17 protein-coding genes and 1 riboswitch are annotated in these 22,849 nt (G+C 46.9%); of the genes, 9 read left to right on the top strand and 8 right to left on the bottom strand.

Features of this window, described 5'->3' with window-relative positions:
• Positions 1-49: 49 nt before the first annotated feature.
• Entirely contained in the window at positions 50-1,423 is a 1,374-nt protein-coding gene (locus BEL05_RS13100) for an alanine/glycine:cation symporter family protein (RefSeq protein ID WP_028762707.1), read from the bottom strand.
• A 175-nt stretch (positions 1,424-1,598) separates the two neighbouring features.
• Positions 1,599-1,731, bottom strand: a riboswitch (glycine riboswitch).
• 263 nt (positions 1,732-1,994) lie between these two features.
• On the bottom strand, positions 1,995-2,624 hold the full coding sequence (locus BEL05_RS13095) for a flavin reductase family protein (RefSeq protein ID WP_028762708.1): 630 nt from the start codon (positions 2,622-2,624) through the stop codon (positions 1,995-1,997).
• 364 nt (positions 2,625-2,988) lie between these two features.
• On the opposite strand from BEL05_RS13095, the gene BEL05_RS13090 reads away from it, so the two are divergent.
• Positions 2,989-4,005 carry a hypothetical protein gene (locus BEL05_RS13090; protein WP_069671414.1) on the top strand — a complete coding sequence of 339 codons (1,017 nt, stop codon included), beginning with the start codon at positions 2,989-2,991 and terminating at the stop codon, positions 4,003-4,005.
• A gap of 264 nt (positions 4,006-4,269) precedes the next feature.
• Here BEL05_RS13090 and BEL05_RS13085 read toward each other — a convergent pair whose 3' ends face one another.
• Positions 4,270-5,130 carry an energy transducer TonB gene (locus tag BEL05_RS13085; RefSeq protein WP_069671413.1) on the bottom strand — a complete coding sequence of 287 codons (861 nt, stop codon included), beginning with the start codon at positions 5,128-5,130 and terminating at the stop codon, positions 4,270-4,272.
• Positions 5,131-5,193: 63 nt separating this feature from the next.
• The gene (locus BEL05_RS13080; protein WP_069671412.1) at positions 5,194-5,802 is read right to left on the bottom strand and encodes a hypothetical protein; all 609 of its coding nucleotides are present in this window, start codon (positions 5,800-5,802) and stop codon (positions 5,194-5,196) included.
• 173 nt (positions 5,803-5,975) lie between these two features.
• On the opposite strand from BEL05_RS13080, the gene BEL05_RS13075 reads away from it, so the two are divergent.
• The 3 genes from BEL05_RS13075 to BEL05_RS13065 all read left to right on the top strand — a co-directional run bounded on the left by BEL05_RS13075 (position 5,976) and on the right by BEL05_RS13065 (position 7,630).
• Positions 5,976-6,470 carry a peptidylprolyl isomerase gene (locus BEL05_RS13075; protein ID WP_028762711.1) on the top strand — a complete coding sequence of 165 codons (495 nt, stop codon included), beginning with the start codon at positions 5,976-5,978 and terminating at the stop codon, positions 6,468-6,470.
• Positions 6,471-6,790: 320 nt separating this feature from the next.
• Positions 6,791-7,075, top strand: a complete 285-nt coding sequence (locus BEL05_RS13070) for a DUF134 domain-containing protein (protein ID WP_028762712.1) — start codon at positions 6,791-6,793, stop codon at positions 7,073-7,075.
• 9 nt (positions 7,076-7,084) lie between these two features.
• Positions 7,085-7,630 carry a NifB/NifX family molybdenum-iron cluster-binding protein gene (locus BEL05_RS13065; RefSeq protein ID WP_028762713.1) on the top strand — a complete coding sequence of 182 codons (546 nt, stop codon included), beginning with the start codon at positions 7,085-7,087 and terminating at the stop codon, positions 7,628-7,630.
• A gap of 15 nt (positions 7,631-7,645) precedes the next feature.
• Here BEL05_RS13065 and BEL05_RS13060 read toward each other — a convergent pair whose 3' ends face one another.
• Complete coding sequence (locus tag BEL05_RS13060; RefSeq protein WP_028762714.1) at positions 7,646-7,981, bottom strand: thioredoxin family protein; 336 nt, start codon at positions 7,979-7,981, stop codon at positions 7,646-7,648.
• A gap of 225 nt (positions 7,982-8,206) precedes the next feature.
• Here BEL05_RS13060 and BEL05_RS13055 point away from each other — a divergent pair, with 225 nt between their 5' ends.
• Both BEL05_RS13055 and BEL05_RS13050 read left to right on the top strand, forming a co-directional pair.
• The gene (locus BEL05_RS13055) at positions 8,207-9,418 is read left to right on the top strand and encodes an NnrS family protein (RefSeq protein WP_028762715.1); all 1,212 of its coding nucleotides are present in this window, start codon (positions 8,207-8,209) and stop codon (positions 9,416-9,418) included.
• Between the two features lie 193 nt (positions 9,419-9,611).
• Positions 9,612-10,883, top strand: coding sequence for an ammonia-forming cytochrome c nitrite reductase subunit c552 (locus tag BEL05_RS13050; RefSeq protein WP_245687000.1), 1,272 nt, complete (start codon positions 9,612-9,614; stop codon positions 10,881-10,883).
• Between the two features lie 51 nt (positions 10,884-10,934).
• On the opposite strand, the gene BEL05_RS13045 is transcribed toward BEL05_RS13050, so the two are convergent.
• A complete protein-coding gene (locus BEL05_RS13045) occupies positions 10,935-11,603 on the bottom strand; it encodes a YoaK family protein (RefSeq protein ID WP_028762717.1) in 669 nt (222 codons plus the stop codon).
• Between the two features lie 440 nt (positions 11,604-12,043).
• Here BEL05_RS13045 and phsA point away from each other — a divergent pair, with 440 nt between their 5' ends.
• Genes phsA through nrfD form a run of 3 tightly spaced genes read left to right on the top strand, consistent with a single transcriptional unit; the run spans position 12,044 to position 15,849 of the window.
• Complete coding sequence (gene phsA, locus BEL05_RS13040) at positions 12,044-14,326, top strand: thiosulfate reductase PhsA (protein ID WP_069671411.1); 2,283 nt, start codon at positions 12,044-12,046, stop codon at positions 14,324-14,326.
• A 12-nt stretch (positions 14,327-14,338) separates the two neighbouring features.
• Positions 14,339-14,911 carry a 4Fe-4S dicluster domain-containing protein gene (locus tag BEL05_RS13035; RefSeq protein WP_028762719.1) on the top strand — a complete coding sequence of 191 codons (573 nt, stop codon included), beginning with the start codon at positions 14,339-14,341 and terminating at the stop codon, positions 14,909-14,911.
• Positions 14,908-15,849, top strand: coding sequence for an NrfD/PsrC family molybdoenzyme membrane anchor subunit (nrfD, locus tag BEL05_RS13030; RefSeq protein ID WP_028762720.1), 942 nt, complete (start codon positions 14,908-14,910; stop codon positions 15,847-15,849). Before BEL05_RS13035 ends, nrfD begins: the two co-directional genes overlap by 4 nt.
• Positions 15,850-15,939: 90 nt before the next feature.
• Here nrfD and BEL05_RS13025 read toward each other — a convergent pair whose 3' ends face one another.
• Together BEL05_RS13025 and BEL05_RS13020 are read right to left on the bottom strand one after the other, a co-directional pair.
• Positions 15,940-17,097 (bottom strand): putative sulfate/molybdate transporter, encoded by a 1,158-nt coding sequence (locus tag BEL05_RS13025; protein ID WP_069671410.1) that lies wholly within the window; start codon positions 17,095-17,097, stop codon positions 15,940-15,942.
• A 180-nt stretch (positions 17,098-17,277) separates the two neighbouring features.
• Positions 17,278-22,849: VCBS domain-containing protein (locus tag BEL05_RS13020; RefSeq protein WP_139151884.1), on the bottom strand; the 5,572-nt coding region annotated here is incomplete at its 5' end.

Below are 22,849 nucleotides of genomic sequence, written 5' to 3'. Positions count from 1 at the left end.
TGGTTAAGGCGTTGTGCTTATCCTTTATCACAACGCCTTATCTTAACTATTACGACGATGCAACGGCGCGCTCAGTAGGCATCGCTCGCTGGGTAAAGTATCGCTGGGTTTCGGCTAAAATCACGTGGCGTAAACCAATAATGGCGATAAGATTGGGAATGGCCATTAGGCCATTAACGGTATCGGCCAGCATCCAGATAAGGTCCAGCTGAATAAATGCGCCGACTGCAATGAGGCTAAGAAACGTTAACTGGTAAAGCCTAACACCACGTTCCCCAAGGCGAGTGCCCGTTAAATAGTACCAGCAGCGCTCACCATAGTAGTGCCAACCTAAAATGGTGGTAAAGGCGAAGCAGACTAGCGCAATGGTAACCACGTATTGACCTATGATGGCTGATCCGCCCGATGCAAACGCCGCACTGGTCATTGCAGCCCCTGCAGCATCGCCATTCCAGACGCCTGTGATAATCAGTACTAGCCCTGTCATGGTGCAGATTAAGATGGTATCGAAAAAGGTACCTGTCATACTGACCAAGCCTTGTTCAACGGGTTCGTTGGTTTTTGCGGCTGCAGCGGCAATTGGCGCACTACCAAGGCCTGATTCGTTTGAAAACACCCCGCGTGCGATCCCTATTTGTAGTGCTTGAGCGACGGTGGCCCCTAAAAAACCACCAGCGGCGGAGACTGGAGTAAAGGCAGAGTGCAGGACAAGTTGCAGCGCAGGAATGATCTGTTCGCTAAAGGCGATTAAAATCCAGGCGCAAGCCAGTACGTAGCCCAATGCCATAGTGGGCACTAACTTCTGCGCCACGTTGGCGATACGCTTTACACCACCTAGTGTCACGGCGGCCACCAATAGCGTCAGCACTAAAGCAGTTACCCAAGCTGGAATATCAAAAGCGATAGTCATGGCGTCACTGATAGCATTGACCTGAGCGAAGGTGCCAATACCAAAAAACGCGACGCCAACACCAAAGACTGCAAACAGTTTGGCTAACCAGCCAAGACCGAGCCCCCGTTCGATATAGTACATAGGACCGCCAGCAATATTGCCGCGCGCATCTGTGGTACGGTATTTAACAGCGAGCATACATTCAGCATATTTAGTTGCCATGCCAAAGAAGGCGGCTAGCCACATCCAAAATAGCGCGCCGGGGCCGCCAATTTTTATGGCCGTTGCCACGCCGACAATATTGCCCGTTCCAATGGTGGCTGACAGGGCGGTGCATAGCGCGGCAAATGAAGAGAGATCACCCTTACCGCTGGCGGGTTTAAATAAAAGCGATAGCGCCAAAGGAAGTTTGAATACTTGCAGTAACTTTAGCCGCAGTGTCAGGTATAAACCTGTCCCCACCAGCAGACAAAGGGTAACAGGGCCCCAAACAATGGCATTGATGTCGCTCAGTAGCGCGTGAAAATTCATGATATTCCTCGAATATTAAACAACAAAATTAATATGGAGGAGGAAAAGAAATGGCTGAGATATGGCGCTGACGAATGGCGTCGACAAGGTATTTTGCCATACAGATGGCAAAAGTTAGGCGCAGCGACAAACGACAGTGACTGAGGTAACGCAAGGCGTTACAACAACGTCAGTCATCCTCTCCTCTGTCCTTTTGCCTGAGCGTTTCGCACAGCTTGATAAATCAATACTGCACTTTCGCCTTCGGCGCCGTGATGACATAAACGCTAACGTTGCGATATGTTCACAGTCTCTCCAGAGGCTCGTCCAGTAACAGTCCTCACCATAAAATGGCACCTGAAAGAGTGCTTTGCTTGCTAATCAATGGTTAGCGATAACAAAGTTGCCTCGTCGGTGTGGGGTTACTCCCCACTCTCCTGCTACCTTCATCCGAACGGATCTCCTTGAGTCCACAGTTGAACCCAAGGGGGAAGGTAGCATGCGTTATCTTAGCCATTTGCTCAAGAGAGCCTAGTCACAAATTTGCCTGTATGTGAAGGGGGTGGGGGATTAGTAAACGATGATGAGCTAATCATTCGGGAAGTTTAGGCCGAGCCAGATCAAATCTGAGAGTGTCGGATATCGTGTAGTAAGCAGAAGGGCCACCTGCTCTTAATATTGGTTCAGCTAAGGCTGTTTGATAGATGCCCTCGCTGTTAAGTAAGTGTTTAGCAATATGGACGGCGACCACTTCTCCAAGCACCAGCCAGGTATCAATTTTGTCGCCATTTGCCGCTTGCAACTGAATGCACTGAGACAGCTTACACTCAAAATTAACAGGGCTTTCGCTAACGCGGTCTGCAGCCACTATGGTGCTCGGTGTTGGCGTTAGTCCCGCAAACGCAAACTCATCGGCGTTAGGTGGCAAGTTTGCCGAGGTTAGATTCATTTTTTCGGCTAACTGACGAGTGGTGAGATTCCAAACAAATTCACCGCTGTCGATAATATTGGCAAGGCTATCTTTATACCCCACACTGGCAAAGCCTATGATGGGTGGGGAGTAATTAAAGCAGTTGAAAAAGCTATAGGGCGCAAGATTTCGAGCCCCAGTTTTATCACGTGATGAAATCCATCCTATGGGTCGAGGACCTATAATGGCATTGAGGGGATCATGAGCTAATCCATGGCCTTTGCTAGGTTCATAAAAATAGTGATTATCCATGCTGTCATCTCTGTTGCTATCGCACTCATAACGTACGACTGCTTAATTGTGTGGGTTAACTTAATTCAACGCTTAAATTTTCTTTGGCGCTCAGGCGTGGTGATTAAGTTACGTTTATCCAGTGTAGTTTGTGTTTTAACTCGATGTGAAGCGCGTCGCCAAGAGGTTCCGTCGCCTCTGCCTACCTCTCATCGCTACTACTCACGTTGACGGAAACGGGGCGAAAAATAAAGCATTAGGTTAAGTCTTTAAGGATATCATTCACAACTCTAAGTTAATTAAGGTTTTGCTTTTGTTGGTTTTTTGTTGACTTTGCGTGTTGGTGAGGTTAGTTTTAGCGGAATTTTTTAAAGGAATAAATATTGTGAATTTTGAAAGCATTAAGCTAAACGCTGGTCGCCTTATTGTACTCGCCACGGTTTTGCTCAGTACAGCCTGTTCTACCACTTACAAAGTTGATCCGGAGTTGGTTGCTAAGTTTAAACCAGAGGCCGTGCCGACACAGGAACAAACTTTTGTATACGTGATTAGAGGCTCTAATTTCCAAGGTGGCGCACGTGGTGCTTGGGTTGCCGCCAATGAAAATGTTGTTGCTGATCTCTCAAATGGCAGTCATACCTTATTGAAATTGGCGTCGGGCCTAAATTCGATTCACCTCGTTCAAGGTCTTGCTGGCTTTGGTTATGCCAAGGTTGATAATAAACCAGGTGAAACTCTGTTTTACTCTATCGACTATACCACTGGCAAGATGACTGAGTTGACCTCGGATATGGGTGCGTCGATGATTATGGAGACTAAAAAGGCAAAAGATATTGGTGAGCCAAGAAAGAACGATGCATACGATAATCTGCTTGCTAACCCGTCTCTGCTTGGCTTTAAAGTGATGAAACCAAGTGCTGAACCTATGATAGCGGATGCTGAAACTGCGGTAATTAGCTTTTATCGCATGGAGACCTTGATTGGTGAGGTACCGTTTGATATCTGGTCTGAAGCGGGCTATGTCGGCAGTACGAAAGCGGGGGACTATTTCCAGGTGAGAGTCGCACCAGGTAAGCATACTTTTGTTTCGCTTTCTGAACGCTATTCGGTACTAGAGGCTGAGGTTGAAGCAGGTAAAGAATACGTGGTCGAGTTCGATGTGGATATGGGCTGGAACCAAGCGCATGTACAAATATTGCCTATCGATCCAGTGAAATCGGCCAAAACCATTAAGAAGTGGCAGGCTAAAGCGAAATTAATGACCCTTGATGACTCTGTAGTGAGCCTGCCAGAGTTTCAGCAGCGAGTTGAGATGGCGCGAGAGTACCTGTTGCCTAAATTTAAGAGTATCGACGCAGGAGAGATGAGCACTCGAGCATTGACGACTCAGCACGCGCTGTAGTCGCCGCGAGTACTTTCCATAAAGGCGGTACTTGAAGCCGCCGACTTGCTATCCTTTAAAGCGAATCAGGGTTAATCCATGGTTCGCTTTTTTGTGTGATGAATTGATTAATACCAATCAGTATAAAGATGTGATCGCCTGTTAGGCGTGTTTTTTACCTGCTTACTTCTGCGTTGAACGGCCTCAAAAGGGAACAAGCATTCCATCGCCCATTCGTCTTGAATTAGTTGCCAAAAAACGCGCTGAGTAGATCACTTTCTTATACTAATTGGTATAAGGGGCTTGACTGTTAAGTTTAGATCTCGCTTCGGCAATTCTTTCAAAAATAAGCGGGTCTGTGACACCTGTAAAATTACTCCAATTGCTATAGCTATCAATTGCTGCGAGATAATACCCTTGATAGTAATTAATGTCCGCCAATAACTTTATGGCTGCAGCTTGGTCAGCATCTGACAATAGCCTTGGATCTGTGGCTTTCTTTAAGTAGTTAATCGCTAGGTCGAACTCTTCGAGTTCAGCATAGAAATTCCCCAGCATTCTCGTCACAAATGCCTCTTCAAAAGGGGTCGTTGGTTTAACCTTATGTATAGTCTCTATCGCTAGATTAACCTGGTTTTGCATGTAGAGATTGAACCCTTTTTCGACAAGTTTAATGACTTTCTTATTTTTTAATACTTGATCTTTGTTTGGTTTGCGAGGAGTAAACTCTTGCTTGGCTTCAGGCTTAAGCTGCGCTGTACTTTTATCTAAGTTAAAGTCTAATCGCACAGTCAAGTCACGCTGATATTGAGGCGTGTTAGCCACTATTTTGGGGGCGTATTGCCAGCGAGCTAATGCTTGAATGGCGGCGCTATCAAAAATGCCCTCAGGTTGCGAACCCGTCACACGGATATTGACAGGTTTTCCCATTGGGTCGATATCAAACATTAGTCGTACTGAACCCGTTAACCCCTGTTGCGCTGCGTAGACAGGATATGTTGGCGCTTGGGTAAGCAAAGGTGCTGTTTTGTTTTTACTCTGGTTTTCATGGTGGGTGTTGGTTTGGGTTAACTCTGACGACTTATTATTGGCGCAGCCGGTTGAAATTATCACCAGTAATATTGCGAGGTATCTTATTTTAATCATCTTGCTCTCGAGTTTATTTAAATGTAGTTGTTTAGTCACTTGGGAAGTTGTTTTAGCTTTAGGCTACTTTTTGCGTTCAAGTACAAATTTCATCCAACCACCAAAGAAAACACCGCCTAAAATATTAACCCCTATCGCCGTGAGGACTGAGGTGTGTGTGAAATTGGCCTGCACCTGCAACATGACGAGGGAAAAGAGCAACATAAACAGACCAAAGAATATTCCCATTTTGAGATAAGGAAACCGTGTCCTGGATGTTGGCTGGGTTTCACTGGCCTGCATTTTTTGTAACTTTTTGGCACGCCACAGCTGTTTTAGTGGTTTGTGAAACCAAAACCAGATGGGGGCAGTCAGGGCCAGTAGGATTACGCTGGTATAATTCAGTATGCAGGGAATATCATTCTTACAATGAGGGCAGAGTAGTCCAAACCAATTGCCAAACGCTTTGCTTTTGGACCAACGCAACGCATTGTGCAACGTGTTGCAATGGGGGCAGGGGATCAATTGTCTTTCGAGTAGTGGTCTATCACTGTGTTGATCGATAAGGCTCAATTTGGGAATGCGTTGACCTAACACCAACTCATTTATCGCCATTGCTGGATTGATCACCCAATGGAGCAACATCCAATTTGGAAGCTGTATCGCTTTATATTTTTCTTTATCGTACTGCATGTTATATCCGTATAAACTCAGTCAATTGTTGCCTAGCTTACTGTAATTATTTGGCGATTAATATACAGCGAAAAACCGCTATGGGTAAGGAGTGGTCAGTTTATGTTTGTCTGCACCTGTGATTAACTCAAGGTATACTTCGCTTACCTTTATTTTGATTAACCTCCCACATTATGATTACGTTTACTACCAATTACGGCGATATTGAGATTGACCTCAATATGGCGCAGGCGCCCGTCAGTGCAAAGAATTTCCTTAAATATTGCCAAGAAGGCTTTTTTGAAGGCACGATTTTTCATCGAGTGATTAAGGGGTTTATGATCCAAGGAGGCGGATTTACCGCAGAGATGGAAGAGAAGCCGACTCGAGCCGCGATTGTTAATGAAGCTAACCGTGGTCTTAAAAATATAAAAGGCTCGATAGCTATGGCGCGCACCGATGCCCCGCATTCGGCGACTGGACAATTTTTTATTAATTTAGCCAATAACAGTTTTTTAGACCATACCGCGACAACCAATGCAGGTTGGGGTTATGCCGTATTTGGCCAAGTGGTGGTTGGTATGGATGTAGTCAATAAGATTGCTAACGCCAAAACATGCTCTAAAGGTGACCATGATGATGTACCGATTAATGCCATTGTTATCGAGAAAGTCACGATTAACCAATAACCTCCAAGTATGCTTTCTTTCTCTGAAGTCCTTATGCAATGGCAAACATAATAGGTAGACTCATTGTGATGCCTCGCATTAGTTAGCTTTTGCGAATATTTTTGGCTGTGACGTTCGCCACAGTTTCTTTTATGTTTATTCTTCACACTGCTAGTTATTGGCCTGCGCCAATAACTAGGCGACAACTAACGCTTCAAAATTTACACGTTAGTGCGTCGACAAATTTCATTGTTATTAACCTGAACTGGGGATGATGTATGTTGATGAATCAAAAAATCAACCTAAGTCAAAACTCAAATAAGGTGATTTAGGCCAACACTATGCCCAGACCTAAAAAATCTCGTCAACTGTCTTGTTGCGCTCCGTGCAGTATGTTTAAGCCCAACGGTGTGCCTGCAAAAGAACTGGCAAAGATTCAACTGCAAGCCGATGAGTTTGAAGCCTTAAACCTTGGCGATGTTCAAAAACTCAGTCAACTCGAAGCCGCTGCATTGATGGGGATCTCTAGACAAACGTTTGGCAACTTATTGGCGAGCGCCCGCAAGAAAAGCGCTACCGCCATTATTCAGGGGCAAATTTTATTACTGCCTCAATCCAACCAATAGGGAAATATTATGATTATTGCCATGCCAATGAGCCGCGGCAAACTGGCTAGCCATTTTACTAAAGCACAACGAATTGGCTTTTTTAATGAGTATCACCAACTCATCACAAGCTTTGATAATCCAGCGCTTGCTGGTGGCTGCAGTGCCAAAAAAGCGATGTTACAACTGATAGTCCAGCAGAAAACAGATATTGTGATTGTTCAGCATATTGGTGAGCGGATGCTTGGTAAGCTGCTAGATGCACAGATAAGTGTTAGCAAGGGCGACCATAGCGAGAGTATCGAGGCATTGTTAACAACTGCAACCGATCTTAACCGACGCCTTGTTGATGCGTCTCAAGGAAGGAGTTCGCTCAATCATGAGAAGAAAGGCGGCTGTTGCTCAAGTTCTGGTGGTTGTGCTAGTTCAGAGGCTAGTTCAGATGGTTGCGCAGGAGGGTGTGGTTGCAGTAACAAAGCTGATGAATCGAGCTCTCGCATGCTTGATAAACAACACCAATCCACAGTATTAGCTGATAAGCCGGTAAGTTATTCAGGTTTTAGAACCGCTAATTGATTCATACAATTGGGCTCAAGCTAACATGCTATAGGGGCGAGCGATCGCCTCTTTCACATCAACTATTGAAAACACTTTGGAAAATCGACCAAAGGCTTGCCCCTGAAAATAGAGCTCAACCACGGGCAGCGAAAACACATTATGATGTGCTGCGATATCAGGTTGTGCATTGCAATCGATATAGACCAATCTCATCTTGGGAAAATTATCGCTGAGCATAGCCGTTAAGCGGGGTTTGATACTTTGGCACACCCCACAGCTTGGCGCGCCAAAAAGCAGCATCACAGCATCTTGCTGGTTGATGAATTTCTCTAAATCGGCAGCTTTGTTGACCTCATTAGGCTCATGCATTGCTATTGTCCTTTCAAAAACTTCATTCAAGCTGTGGTTAGGTAATGCCTCTAAAGAGGTATTTTATTTCAATATCATAGCGCAATATCCTTGCATAGTTCACACTTCTTCACATGGCGGAGTTTATCGTTTGTCGGCAGTTCTTTGGCTGGTTAGACTACCTCATAAAGCTATATTTTTTATGTGTGTTTGAATTAAGCCTGTTCGACAACGGAGCCAATTATCGTGCTGAATATTGATGATCCCAAGGAAGTAGAAAAAACGCCTGCGATATGGCGTCTCGGTTTTCGGCCTTTCTTCTTGGGCGGTGCGGCGTTAGCCATGCTGTATATACCTTTGTGGTTGGTCACATGGTATATCCCAGAATTTAGTCTGTTTCGTGAGCAGTTTTGGGTACGGGTCGTGCCCTTATGGTGGCACCCTCATGAGCTTTTGTTTGGTTTTGCTTTAGCCATTGTTTGTGGTTTCTTATTGACCTCGGTACAGACTTGGACCAATCAACCCAGTATGAAAGGCTGGCCGCTAGCGTTTACATTTAGTTGTTGGTTAATGGCAAGGTTACTCCTGCTGGCACCATTAGATCTGCCGATTTGGTTACCTGCATTATTTGACACTCTGTTTTTAGGTTTAACGGCGGTGACGCTCTGGCGCTGCATCTACAAGGTGAAACAGTGGAATAATATTGGCTTTCCTATCATGTTGATGGTCGCCGCTGTTATCAATCTATTGAGTTACTACGCATTGAGTCAGCGAGACTTTACCTTGAGCCACCATATTTGGCAGGGAATGCTGTGGTGGTTAGGCTTGCTTATCACGATTGTTGGCGGCCGGGTGATCCCATTTTTTACCGCAATGCGACTAAAGCTAACTAAACCGAATCCAATCATCTTACTGGAGCGTAGTCTCATTGCCCTGATGATTTTGCTGGTGGCGCAAGCAATCACTAAACAGCTGCCTATGGCTGTGGAGCAGGGCGTGTTGGCCCTTGCAGGACTATTGCATCTTGGTCGTTGGATAAGATGGCTTCCCCATAAAACCCTTAAGGAACCCTTGCTCTGGTCTTTGCATTGCGCGTACCTATTTTTACCCATCACCTTAGGGTTGTTGGCGTGGAATATTGATAATGAAAACGCTTATCGTCAATTACTGCATCTGTTTGCTATTGGTACTATGGCGGGGATTTGTCTGTCGATGATCTCGCGAGTGTCTTTGGGTCATACGAGTCGAAACATCTATTTGGGCCCCAAGATGACGCTCGCGTTTATTGCCATTCCACTGGCGGCGATCTTTAGAGCGATCATGCCGCTACTTTTACCTGAGTATGCGCAAGTTTGGTTGTGGCTTGCTGGCAGTTGTTGGACCTTAGCTTTTGGTATGTTTGTGTGGTGGTATGTCCCTATTTTAACTCAGCCACGAATCGATGGACGTCCAGGTTAAATGACTGCGATAGCGTGAAGTATTGGCACCAAGACATTGTGGTACTTGGCTTTATATTAAAGATTAAAGAATATGGAATAAGTGGATGATAAAGACTTTCAAAACAATCCAAGGCATGTGGGGATTGATTGTAACAACACTCGTGTTTAGCAGTGCAGGGGTGGCAGCGCAAGCTAATGTCACGCCTGAGGCGATGAAGGCGAAGTATCCGCAGCAATATGACAGCTGGTTAGCCACCTCTGAGCAAACGGCGCGCACCGACATGTTAGCAAGTTACCCCGCTGCAGTGATTTTATGGGCGGGATCTTCATTTGCTAAAGAGTACAACAGCCCTCGCGGACATCACTTTGCGGTAGCGGATGTGACTCATACTCTGCGTACGGGGGTGACGCCTGATGCGGGGAAAAAAGGGCTGTCTGCCAGTTGTTGGACTTGTAAAACCCCCGATGCGCCAAGACTAATGAACGAGTTAGGCGTTGAAGGTTTTTCAGCAAAAAACTTTACCGAACTTGGTCGTGAAATAAAGAGTGTGGTGTATTGCAACGATTGCCACGAGAATGGGTCAGCCAAGTTAGCGCTGCCACGCCCTCATGCTCAAGATGCCATGGCCAAAGTTCACCTGCCTTTTGATAAGCAGGATATCAATATGCAGGGCTCCCAAGTTTGTGGTCAGTGTCATGTGACTTACTATTTTCAGCCTGAGCGGAGCAATAAGGTCAACATTCCTTGGATCTTTGGCAGTAGCGCCGATCTTATTGAAAAATATTACGACACGCGTCGATTCTATGAGTGGATACACCCCATCTCTAAGACCCCAATTTTAAAAGCGCGTCACCCTGAATTTGAACATTGGAGTCGCAGTGAACACGCTAAGCAGGGGGTCAGTTGTGTCAGTTGTCATATGCCAGAAGTTAATGACGATAAGGGCAACCGTTTTACCGATCATAAAGTGAGCAAGGCGCTCGATCACTATCAACAGGTATGCCAAAGTTGCCATGGCGATCAGCAGGCATTTATGGTCAAACTGGAGTCAGGTAAGCAGCAAATTGATATTAAGGCGCGTGAAGTTGAAGGGCTATTGGTTAAGGCACACTATGAGGCGAAAGCCGCTTGGGATGCTGGTGGTAGCTGGCCGATTATGAATGATGCCATTATGGGCATACGCCATTCACAGTGGCGTTGGGACTTTGCCATGGCTTCACATGGTTTATATGCGCACAATCCACAAGAGGGCAATGACTTACTTGACGCAGCCCTTGTCCAGGTTAAAGCCGCGCGAAAATCGTTAGCGGAGATCTTAAGTATGTTGGAGGTGAAGCAGGTTGAGTACCCAGATATTTCAACCAAAGAGAGTGCGCAGCAAGCTGTTGGGATAGCACTAGAAAAATTGACTCAAGAGAAGCAAGCGTTTATCAAGCAAGAGGTGGATAAACATTGGCCTGAAGTGAGTCAGCACGGATACTAAAATTTGAGAATTTAAGCAAAACGCCAGGGTGAATCGCTCTGGCGTTTTTTGTTAGCGCCTTGGTGCTGTTTTAGTTTTATAGATACGATAGGTGATGGCCAAAATAAAACAGATCAGTGCTGGGCCCGCTAGGGCTTGAAATTGCATTTGGTTAAACAAGAGTGCGCCGAATGTCCCGCCTGAGATAAACCCGATAATGATTAATAGAAATAGAATGGCTTTACGTCTATCGAAACGTTCTCCCTTAAGTGTTGTACCTAACATAATGCCCAAATCGGTAAAAATGCCCGTAACGTGTGTCGTGCGTACAATAGCACCGCTATAGGTGGTGGCTAACGCATTTTGTAATCCGCAGGCAGCCGAGGCCATGTAGTGGCCATAAAAACTGCCGCCTTGCAGTAGATAGATAGCGCTAAGGAGGCACAAGCCTTCAATGACTAACAGGGTGTCATAATGACGCCCAAGCTTTAATGAGCTGCCAGTGAGCAGCGCCCCCGACAGTGCCGCCCCCAGCATAAAGCTCAACATGATCCCTGATAGATGAAATAGATCTGTGTAACTGGAGTTGAGCAATTGCGTCCCTACAAGGGTTGCCGTACCTGATAGATGCGACACACTTTGGTGCTTAAAGCCCAGTAAGCCAATGGCGTTTACACTGCCAGCAATAAAGGCAAGGATAAACGCGCCAGCTTCAACCCATTTAGGCAGTTTGGAAATCAAATCTGTTCCTTCTGTTACCACAACTCTCTAGGAGAGCGTAGCCCCATCATATCGGGAGGCTAAAGGGCGCTATTTTGCGCGCTATGTCGCCAGTAAACTGTCGGCGCGATCGCAAAATGCTCATGAAAAACCTGAGTGGCTAACCGTTTGCCTTTTTGGACTGCGTTTCCGCTAGCACCGCGAGTGCAGAGCATTGGCCACGTTATTGATGACTTAGGGTGGTTATTTTTCTGCGATGAGTCAATTAGATAAAAGTCACACTTTCTTTACATAAAATAGACAGATCACTGCGTCAGATCACGCTCACTCCTGCTATGTGGTTTACCACAATACCCATGAATATTTTGTGGGATAACAATGGGGCATGCCTTCAACAAGTTGGCAAAAAAAACTAATAACAGTGTGTGATTTCATCTGCCTAGGCTGATGAGGAGGAAACCATGATAGAGCTTGATAGACGAACGTTTATTAAGGGTGCAGGTGCTGGTGGAGCCACTTGTGCGCTGGCGACACTACTGCCCGGTAGTTTGGCCGCCTTAGAACAACAACCATTAAAAGCCGTTGGTAAAGAGGTGGCGAGTATTTGTGAGATGTGCTCGACCCGCTGCCCTATTTCTGCAAGGGTTGTTGATGGTAAAAATGTCTTCATTAGCGGCAATAAAGAGGCTAAGTCTTTTGGCGGTAAAGTATGCGCCAGAGGTGGAGCCGGCCACAGTTTGTTGTACGATCCGCAACGTATCGTTAATCCGCTTCGTCGCGTAGGTGAGCGTGGAGAAGGCCAGTGGGAAGAGATCACTTGGCAACAGGCTTATCAAACAATTGCTAAAAACCTCAACGATATTAAAGCCAAGCATGGTGCCGAGGCGGTGGCCTTTTCATCCAAATCCGGCTCCCTGTCTGGTCACCTATTTCATCTCGGTAAAGCCTTTGGCTCTCCCAATAGTTTCACCCATGCCTCAACCTGCCCAGGCGGTTATGTGATAGCGGCCAAAGCCATGTTTGGCACTAAGGTCAAACGTGATCTGGGCAACTCTAAATACATCATCAACTTCGGACATAACCTCTATGAGGGGATCAATATGTCTGAAACCCGTGGCATGATGAAAGCGCAGATGGAAAAAAATGCCAAGTTAGTGGTATTTGAACCGCGCTTTTCCGTGGTCGCGGATAAAGCCGACGAGTGGTTTGCTATTCGTCCCGGCACCGACCTTGCAGTCGCATTGGCGCTTTGTCATGTACTGATTGAAGATAAGCTATATGACCATGCATTTATCGAGCAGCATGTGGTGGGTTTTGAGGCCTTTGCCGAAGAAGTAAAAGCCTATACACCAGAGTGGGCACAGGGCGTGAGTGATGTGCCAGCCAAAGATATTCGACGCATCGCCCATGAATATGCCGCCCATGCACCCCATGCTGTGGTGGATTTTGGTCACAGAGCCACCTTTACGCCTGAAGAGTTTGATATGCGCCGCGCCCTATTTGCGGCCAATGTATTGATTGGCAACATTGAGCGAAAAGGTGGGCTTTACCTCGGTAAAAAAGCCAAAACCTACAATAAATTTGCTGGCAACAAAGTGGCACCCACATTAGGTAAACCTGGGGTTGAGGGCTTGCCTAAGCCAACCGCTAAACGTATTGACCAAGTGGATGAGCAATACGCCATGATGTGGTCATCAGGCGGTATCTACCAAACTATTCTCGATGCGACCTTAGAAGCTAAACCCTATCAACTTAAAGCTTGGGTGATGAGCCGTACTAACCCAATGCAAACTATGACAGATAGAGCTCGTGTGGTTGAGTCGCTCAAAAAACTCGACTTTGTCGTGTGCTGTGATGTGTACATCAGCGAAACGGCTGCTTACGCCGATATCATCTTGCCCGAATCGACCTATCTTGAACGTGATGAAGAGATAGCCGATAAGTCGGGTAAAAACCCCGCTTATTACGTGCGTCAACGCGTCGTTGAAACCATTGGGCAGACTAAACCAAGCTGGCAGATCTTTAAAGAGTTAGGCGAAGAGATGGGGCTAGGTCAGTTCTTCCCTTGGGAAAATATGGAAAGCCTGCAATTACTGCAAGTTAATCGTGATGTCACGCTATGGAATACCATCAAAGAGAAGGGTTATGTTAGCTATGGTAAGCCATTAATGCTGCGTGAACCTAGCATGGTGGCAGCGTTTACCGCTCATTATCCAGAGGCTAAAGCCACTGACGCTGATGGTACTTATGCCAGCGCCATGAGTTTTAAAACTCCAAGCGGCAAGATTGAGCTTAGTTCAGATAAAGTCGAGAAAATGGCCGCCGGACGCGGCGTGATTAAGTATCGTCCTGTGCAACTTAAGCAGGCGGACGAGCTCTACTTTATTCAAGGTAAGGTCGCGGTTCATACCAATGGTGCAACCCATAACATTCCTATGTTGGCCAATTTGATGTCAGACAATGGCGTGTGGATTCATCCGCTTACAGCTGGCAAGCTGGGCATCTCATCGGGTGACAAGATAAGGCTTTCAAGCAGTGTGGGCAGCGAGGAGGGGACGGCGCTCGTCACACCTGGTATTCGCCAGGATACCGTGTTTGCTTATATGGGCTTTGGCTCTAAAAACAAAGAGCTAGCACGTGCGACGGGGAAAGGTATCCATTGTGGCAACCTGCTACCGCATCAAACTGCGCCTATTTGTGGCATGAATATTCACACTACTGGCATCACGCTAGCGAAGATCTAATAGGAGCCCAGTATGAGTAAACGATATGTAATGATACACGATGAAAATCGCTGTATTGGTTGCCAAGCTTGCAGTGTTGCTTGCCGAAGCGAAAACGGCACGCCTGAGGGCGTTAGCCGTCTGCAAGTCAGAGTTGAAGGTCCTTTTGGTGATGCACCGCATCTGCACTTTAAATATAACCGCGTCTCTTGTCAGCAATGTGAAAATGCACCTTGTGTGACAGTGTGTCCAACTGGCGCCGCGTATGTAGGCGATGATGGCTTAGTGACAATCAAAGAGGATAAGTGTGTTGGCTGTATGTATTGTGTCGCAGCTTGCCCTTACAAAGTTCGCTTTATGAACCCCGAAACCAAGGCGGCTGACAAGTGTAATTTCTGTAAAGATACCCGTTTAGCACGCGGCGAGTTACCCGCTTGTGTGACGGTATGTCCAACTGATGCGCTGACCTTTGGTGATGCCAATGATCCGCAAAGCGATGTCGCAAAACTGATCAATACCAAGGCAACCTATCAGGAGAAAACCCATCTTGGGACTCAACCTAGGGTGTATCGCATTCCAACTAAACGTGGGGGGATCCAGTCATGAACAATACATGGGGCGATATGGCGCAATACGATCCGGTAACGTGGAACTGGATCATCGCAGTTTACCTGTTTATGGCAGGCCTGTCGGCGGGGTCCATTCTTATCGGTATCGGGTTGCGCTGGTATAGCAAAGATAAGTCAATAGAGAGTGCAATATTAAAAGCAGCGGCGATTATTAGCCCTGTGGCTATCTCGCTCGGCCTGGCTTGCTTAGTGTTTGATTTAACTAAGCCATTTCATTTCTGGCTTATTCTAATCAATTACAATTTGAGCTCAGTAATGTCGATTGGTGTGCTGGCGCTATTGGCCTACTCACCCATAGGTATCGCGTACTCTCTTATCGTGCTGCGTGATGAATTACCTAAATGGAAGCTGGGCTTTTTAGTGCCACTCGCACATGCCTTAATGCCGTTTAGAAAGGCGATTGAAGTTGTGCTATTTGTGCTCGCTATCGGTGTCGGGGCTTATACAGGCTTCCTGATCTCGGCAATGAACGCCTACCCGATGCTCAATACTGCGGTACTACCAGCGTTGTTTTTAGTCTCTGGTTTATCTGCAGGGGCGGCAGCCAATGCCATTGGGGCTTTAGTGATGTTTAATACCAGTAGTCACGATGCCACACTTGGTAAAATGCATGGGTTAGAGCTGCCTGTGATGCTGAGTGAGATGATGTTTCTGTTTATGCTATTTTGCGCACTTTATTTCAAAGGTGGAGCCGCCGCAGCAGCGCTAGCTTCATTAACGACTGGTGTTTGGGCGAGTGTATTCTGGATTGGCGTCGTGGGTATTGGCTTTGCAATTCCCTTACTCTCTATGCTCATGCCTGCTCAGACTCGCCACACTAAAGGCGTGATGATCGCAGTTGCTTGCTGTAGCTTAACAGGGGTATTAGCACTGAGACACTTTGTGTTGTATGCCGGACAAAGTTACATAAGTTGATAATGAACCCATAGCCTAAAGCTTGAGTTTAGGTTTTACCGTAAAGCCCAGATAGAACTCTGGGCTTTTTATTGGCTAAGACAGCCTGTCTTAGCGCGTTAAGTCTGCAATGATTCGCCATTGCCTGCGGCCCATTTCAAGTATCACCCCGACTGCTAACCCAGCAGCGGTGTTCACCAGTAAACAGATAGCGGCGGTTGATAAAATCACCACAATACAAAAGGGCTTTCCGTCGATAAATCGTTTTGACCAAGCCAGTTGCATCCCTGCGATAGCCAACAGGCTACCCAATACCGCCAGTGGAATAAGCGACAGCAAACTGGCGATGCCTTGTCCCCAAAATGCGGCAATAAATAAACAGGCTGCGCCAAAAATGGTGGGTGTTAACCACGTACGTGCACCAAAGTGATGTTGTACCGCTAGGCCCCCTGCGCCGTGGCACATAGCAGCAGCGCCGATGGGCGCCAGAAACAGGTTGGCCCAACCAGCGCTAGTGGCGAATCGTTTAGGGCTAAATCGGTCGTTGAACTTTTTATGGTCTTCGGGGAATTTCTCGTTGGCCATTGCCGATGTCGCAATAACGGCATTGGTAAGGGTTAATGCCAATTGTGGCAAGACAAGCAGTCCTGCGGCGGCTCCCCATTCATCGAGCGCTGGCCAACCTAGCTCCCAGTTACTGCCTGCGGATAAGGCAAAGCTTGGTGCAACATCGCTATTAAACTGCCAAAGCATCCCTAGAGTTAAGACAAGGGGCATTGCAAGATAGGGGAGTGGGAGATAACGGCTCAGTAACAGTGCTGATAAGGCCAGTAAGCCAATTAGCGGGCTATGGCCTATCATCTGTCCGCCCATACCGATTAGCTGCAGCCCAATGGCAAGTTGTATTCCAATGCTGATGGCGGGAGAAAGTTGTTTTGCCATCCAAGTGATGGCACCACTATAAGCCAAGACTAAAAGAATAATGCCCATCATGATGCCGCTGGCTTGCAGCATGCCGGGGGTGAGTCCTTGTGCGATAACCAGGGCCGTAATGACTTTCATGGGTTGAACCGGCATAGGCCGTCGATAGTAGAAAGCAGTGAACAAGGCAAACAGGCCAAAACCGGTGAAGATCCCTTGGGGCGAAAATTGGTTTAGTGCGATCAGTGCGAGGACTAAGGGTAAAAAAGTACCTAAATCGGCAAAAGCGCCGCCGAGCTCTCCTGAATATTTGTTGAAGGTGCCAAAAGGAGTCGTTTTACATCTCATAAAGCTTGCCGTAAGAAATCATCACCATGGACATTACAAGTTTAATGCCAAAATTTAGATGGGGTTACACGGCAATAGGGAGCCAAAGCGGCGATTTGTAAGGAGGCGTCGAGACAAAATGGCCAACTCGATGCTGTCCCTGTATCGAATTGGCCATTTTAGTGGTTGCTGATATTGGCGTTACGTTTGGTTATGCATGTCGTTGAGTGCATTGTGCAGCAGTTCGTCATCATTGAGTTGATGGTCCACATCGTCCATAGGATCATCGATTATCACTGCATGCTCGCCTTTATGTGAGTCTTCATCATCAGCCAGCGGGTTGTCAAAGTGGTCGTGGGTTAGGGTATCAAGCATATCGCTGTCCACATCATGACTGGCTAACGTGGTGACATCCGGCAGAGCGGCCATCATGGGGGTATCTGTAGGTGAGGTAATATCTCCTTGAGTCAGACCCACCATATGTAGGTAGTGATCGACAGGTGCCGCAGGCAAAGGGAGTGCAGCATGAGCTACCTCTGCGTCGGTCTCTGTCTCTGCTTTGGCGACGGCTGGACTATCTGCTTGATGATCTATGGTGTCACCGGATAGGTCGAGGTCATCAATTGTCACCCTTGTTACCTCATCGTTTTGCGGTGCATCATGCATCACAGGTGCAGCATGGCTGGGAGATGGAGCCATCGAGGTGTCTGGTGTGACCGTCATGCCGACAAGTTGAGTGGTACTTTGGTTCTGTCCACTGCGACCGTGAATGTATGTCACATCAAGATTCACTTTTACATCAACATTGGACGCATGTGCATCATGATACACAACTTGAAATACGTCATGATGTTCTTCTGAGGTTGTTTGCCCAGCCCAATGGGTGCCGCCTGTCGCCTTATTACCGGCAGTCGGAGCTTGACTATAAACATAGTCCACGTGGCCAGTTACGGGATCGATGGTTAAGGTACCGTATTGGCCTTGCAAACTGGTTGAATTATGACCGTGGCCATCAGTGATTGCCCACCCAGCGCCAGATAAACTAGGGGTGAGCTGTTGTATTATTGGAGGTGCAACCAGATCGCCTGAGATATGTGAGCCAATGCTACCACTACCTGTTGGTGTAGGGGGGGTCTTAAAGCTCAAAGTGGGTACAGGGTTAGCGCTATCGCTAATAAACAGAGGGCTGTGTATTGATGCTAAATTCCCCGCTAAATCTTGAACCGATGCGGTGATATCAACCGTTCCCCCTGGCAGCGCCTGAACCTCCGCTGCGGTTAATGAAGTGTGCCAAGCGCCTTGAGTTACCACGGCTTGATGCTGCTGACCCGCAATCGTTACTGTAACCGTTTGCCCATCTTCAACGCCAGATACTGTACCGGTTATATCAATCGCTTGCTGGTGTTCGCTGGCGTCAATGATGTTGTCGCTGGTGATTGGGTTAACCCTAATGGCTGCGTTAGTATCGGTGCTGTAGTGATGATTATCCGCCGCAGTAGCGTTGTTTCCTGCTGTATCCTTTATGGTGACTGATGCACTAATGTTGGAGTGGTTGCTTAGTTGATTGGCTGGGATGTCGATTGAGAATCTATGTTGTGCATCCACGGCGCCAGTGTATGTGTGTGTGCCTAGTGTAAGGGTGATATTATCGCCAACGCTGACTTCACTCCCTACAGTACCTGTGACTGGCACGCTGCCACTGAGCTCGGCCTGATTGAGCACGTCATCAGCAGTGATAGGGTCAAGGCTAATGTGTGGCGCTGCTATATTAGTGTCTAGCGTAAAATCAATACTGGTGGCTTTTGATGCGTGCCCAGCGCTGTCAGTTTGCCTTACCTGTAGCTGATTAAGTCCCTCGACAGGAGTAAATTGGCTGCTCCAATGAGCACCACCATCTGTGGAATACTCCACCTGCATTCCAGCGGTTTGACCTGAGATGCTAAGCGCCCCATCTTGAGTGATCAAGTCTGTTGCCGAGCTGCCGGTATCATGGGCCAGCGAGACTGCTAATGGCGCAATAATGATCGGGGCTTGATAAGGGTCTATATGAATAGTTAAGTTGTTCTGACTATTGTCTGCATAATCACCATTCGTGTCTGAGACGCGGTAGATAAGATTAGGCACTTGCCCGCTAAATTGACTGTTAGGGGTAAAGGTGTAGTCGCCGTTGGCTGAAATTGCGATAACCCCAACACCAGTAATGTTATGAGTTTGCCCAGCTTGAACCGTTATATAGTGATGCGTTACTGGGTCTTGAAATTGCACATCATGAAGCACTAACTGTGCGCCATCATCAACATCCGTAGCACCCTGCAGTAAGTTGCCTGTAACGGGGCCGTTATTCTGCTGAGAATGTGGGTTAAAACTGTGGATGATTGGACGATCACTGGTGCCTGTGACGACGACTTGAGCTTGCTGCTGCGATGTCTGTACATTGCTACCAGCTCCTTGTTGTAGCTCATACTTAATGTCAACTTTTAAGGCGACGCCGTTGGCCAAATGGTTGTAGCTATTGTGCGCCGGATCGACCTGTAATGTATGGCCATCGCTTGCTAGCATAAAGCCATCGGGTACCTGATTAGTGTAATGAACGCCGTCGGTCGAAAATTGCATGTGGCTTACTATGCCACTGCTCAGTCCACCGAGTAAATCGAGAGATTTACCCGCTCCACCTTCATTAACGCTCAAGCTCGGTGTGTCATCATGGCCATGAATTTGAACATTAATGGTGTGGCTAGCAGTGCCATCTGGAGAGGTAACCGTAAAGGTGTCAGTCACCACTTGGCCATTAACCAAGCCATTGGTTGGTGCTAAGTTGTTGTTTAGGTTGTATGTCCAGTGGCCATCGGCATCAAGGCTGAGCTCGCCATATTGACCCGCTAACTGACTGATTGTGGCAAACTGATTTTCGCCACTGTCGACATCTGTCAGTGTTAACTGCCCCGTCAGACGACTCGTTGCACCATCTTCGAAGATATCGACGTTTGATGATGCTCGTGACTGACCATTAATAAGGGCGGAATCATTCACCGCCGCAAGAGTCGTACTTGCACTGGTGTGGGTTATTCCGCCGTGTGCATCTTTGACGTCATAGCTAAAGTGCACCGCGCCGTTGTAGTCTTTCTCTGGCGTAAAGGTGAAGGTGCCATCGCCATTAATTAATATCGAACCATGGTCAGACTGAAGGTTTTCAATGGTTAGTTTACCGACGTCATTGGCATCCACATCGACAGTATTTGCCAACAGTTGGGCGGTAGTCAGCGTTTGGCGTGTATCTTCGCTCGCATTTGCAAGCACAACTTCAGATGAACAGTAAGGTCTGTCGTTACTGCCATGAATGGTGATAACAATGTCATGGGTGGTGCCGTCTTTCGAGCGGATTGTGATGGTATCGGTGAGTGACTGCCCATCCCCCAATTTATCAATGGCCGTTCCTGCAGTACCGGGCATGGCACCATTATGCCGACTACCTGCATTGACATTATAGTGCCAGTTGCCGTCCGCGTTTAAAATAAGGCGGCCGTAACTGCCGTGATAAGTGTAACCCTGAGTACCTACTTGGTTAGTATCAAATTCATTTTCACCGGTATCTAGGTCTGTGATATTTAATTTCCCATCAGCGTATAACATGGCGCCGGTTAAATGCCCCATGCCTGCATGGGCTTGGTCGGGTGACATATCTTTACCTGCTGTGTTTTCAGAAACATCGCCAGTATCAACACCAGTTATGATTGCGGCATCATTTGAGCCCTGCACGTTGATTTGAATATGCTTAGTTGCTGTTGAACCATCGCTTGAGATAGCGACAATATCAAAACCTTCTGCTTGGTTTTGCCCAGCGACGAGGCGGTCGGCTTTGCTTGGATCTACATCGTAATGCCAACTACCGTCTCTTTTTACAGAAAACGTCCCGAAATTTCCGGCCAGAGTTCGCGCTTCAAAATGCACGCTGTCATCTTTATCAACATCGTGTGCTTGTAATGTGCCCGATAGGGAGGTTTTTTGATCTTCAATGGCAGTGCCTATCGATGCTGTTGATGAATCAGGAGTATCGATAATGACGCTATCTTCTGTTCCTCGAATCGTTGCGGTAATTGGAATACGGGAGCCATCAGCGGTGATCAATGTCATCGAATCAGTTAGAGTTTGCCCATCTTTGAGTTGTTGTATTTCAGCGTGATTATTATTTGCGATATAAAGCCATTTATTATGTCCATCACCAGCATGTGTGGTCACAAATGAACCGTGAGCACCCTGTAAGGTCATTGTAAAATTGGCGGGTACGTTATGCTCAACACCATTAACTTCAATTTTGACAATTTGCGCATCTGCTTGACCATCGGTGTCAGTAATATCAAGATTTTTCCAATAGGAAGTTAACGTATGAGAAGCGGGACGGCTAAGATGATCTTCAACCACTTCGTTGCTAGATAACGCACTCGCAAGTGCGGAAGCATCATTGACAGCAACTAAATTGATCGTTGCGTCTGTGTGTGTAGCTCCGCCGTGGCGATCAATGACATCATAGGTAAAGTGCACATCTCCGTTGTAGTCTTTTTCTGGCGTAAAGGTGAAACTGCCATCGGTATTGGTGCTGATTGTCCCATGATCGGCGGTTAGGTTATGGACTCGAAGCCAGCCCCGATCGTTGTTATCGGCATCACTGGCATGGGCTAACAAATCCTGTTGGGTTAAGATAACCTGTGTATCTTCATTGGCTTGGGTCAACACAAGTCCACTGGTTACAGTCGGTGCATCATTACTACCATGCACCGCTACAGAAACCGTTTTACTCACTTTGCTTCCATCAGTCGATAACGCTTCGATGGTGAAATGCTCGTTCCATTCATCACCTTGCCCTAATGCTCCTGCTTTTGACTCATCGACAATGTAGTGCCACTGACCATTGGCATCTATTGAGAACGCACCATATTTCCCAGTTGTTTGAGTAATGGCCCAGCTCACTGAATCATGAGTATCACTATCATGTGCGTGTAGTTGACCGCTGACTTGTGCGCCTGTTGATTGATGCTCAATCACATCGCCAAGATGATTGGGGGCATCGATGACAACGTGATCTTCGGTGCCTTTAATTTCTACAGATAAGGACTGACGAGTGCCATCAGGGGCAACTAAAGTAATACTTTCGTGTAAAGATTCTCCTTCTTTTAAACCTTGAATCGACGGGTTGTTATTGTCTCCATTATACAGCCACACCAACTCCCCTTTATGACTACCGAAGGCATAAGTCTGTAGTTCAAATTTGCCATAGTCGGTTTGAATATCGAGAGGTGTGCCAACTTGCCAAGTAACCGTTTTCCCGCCAAATTCAATGTCAAGCTGATCGACCTTACTGTCAGTGTCGGTAATCGTCAGTTGATGCCACTGCGTCATTGAGTAACTGTTACCACCAAAATAGCCATAAGAGCTAGCGCCTGAATCAACATCTTCTTTGGCTACTGCTGTGGTAATTCCACCAAATACTGTATGGTCATCGACCGCTGCTAAACTGGTCGTTGCCCCTGTATGTGTAATACCACCATGAGCATCTTTGACGTTATAGCTAAAATGCACATCGCCGTTATAGTCTTTTTCTGGGGTGAAAGTGAAGGTGCCATCGCCATTAATTAATATCGAACCATGGTCGGCGTGTAGGTTTTCAATGGTTAGCAGTCCGGCATCATTTTTATCGACATCGACGGTATTCGCTAATAATTGCGCAGTGGTTAAGGTTTGGCGTGTATCTTCACTGCCATTTGCAAGCACAACTTCA

Origin of the sequence: Shewanella colwelliana (assembly GCF_001735525.1) — a bacterium.
GTDB classification, from domain to species: Bacteria; Pseudomonadota; Gammaproteobacteria; order Enterobacterales; family Shewanellaceae; genus Shewanella; species Shewanella colwelliana.
The sequence above is the reverse complement of the archived record's forward strand: the minus strand, read 5'-3'. Positions and strand labels throughout refer to the sequence as shown.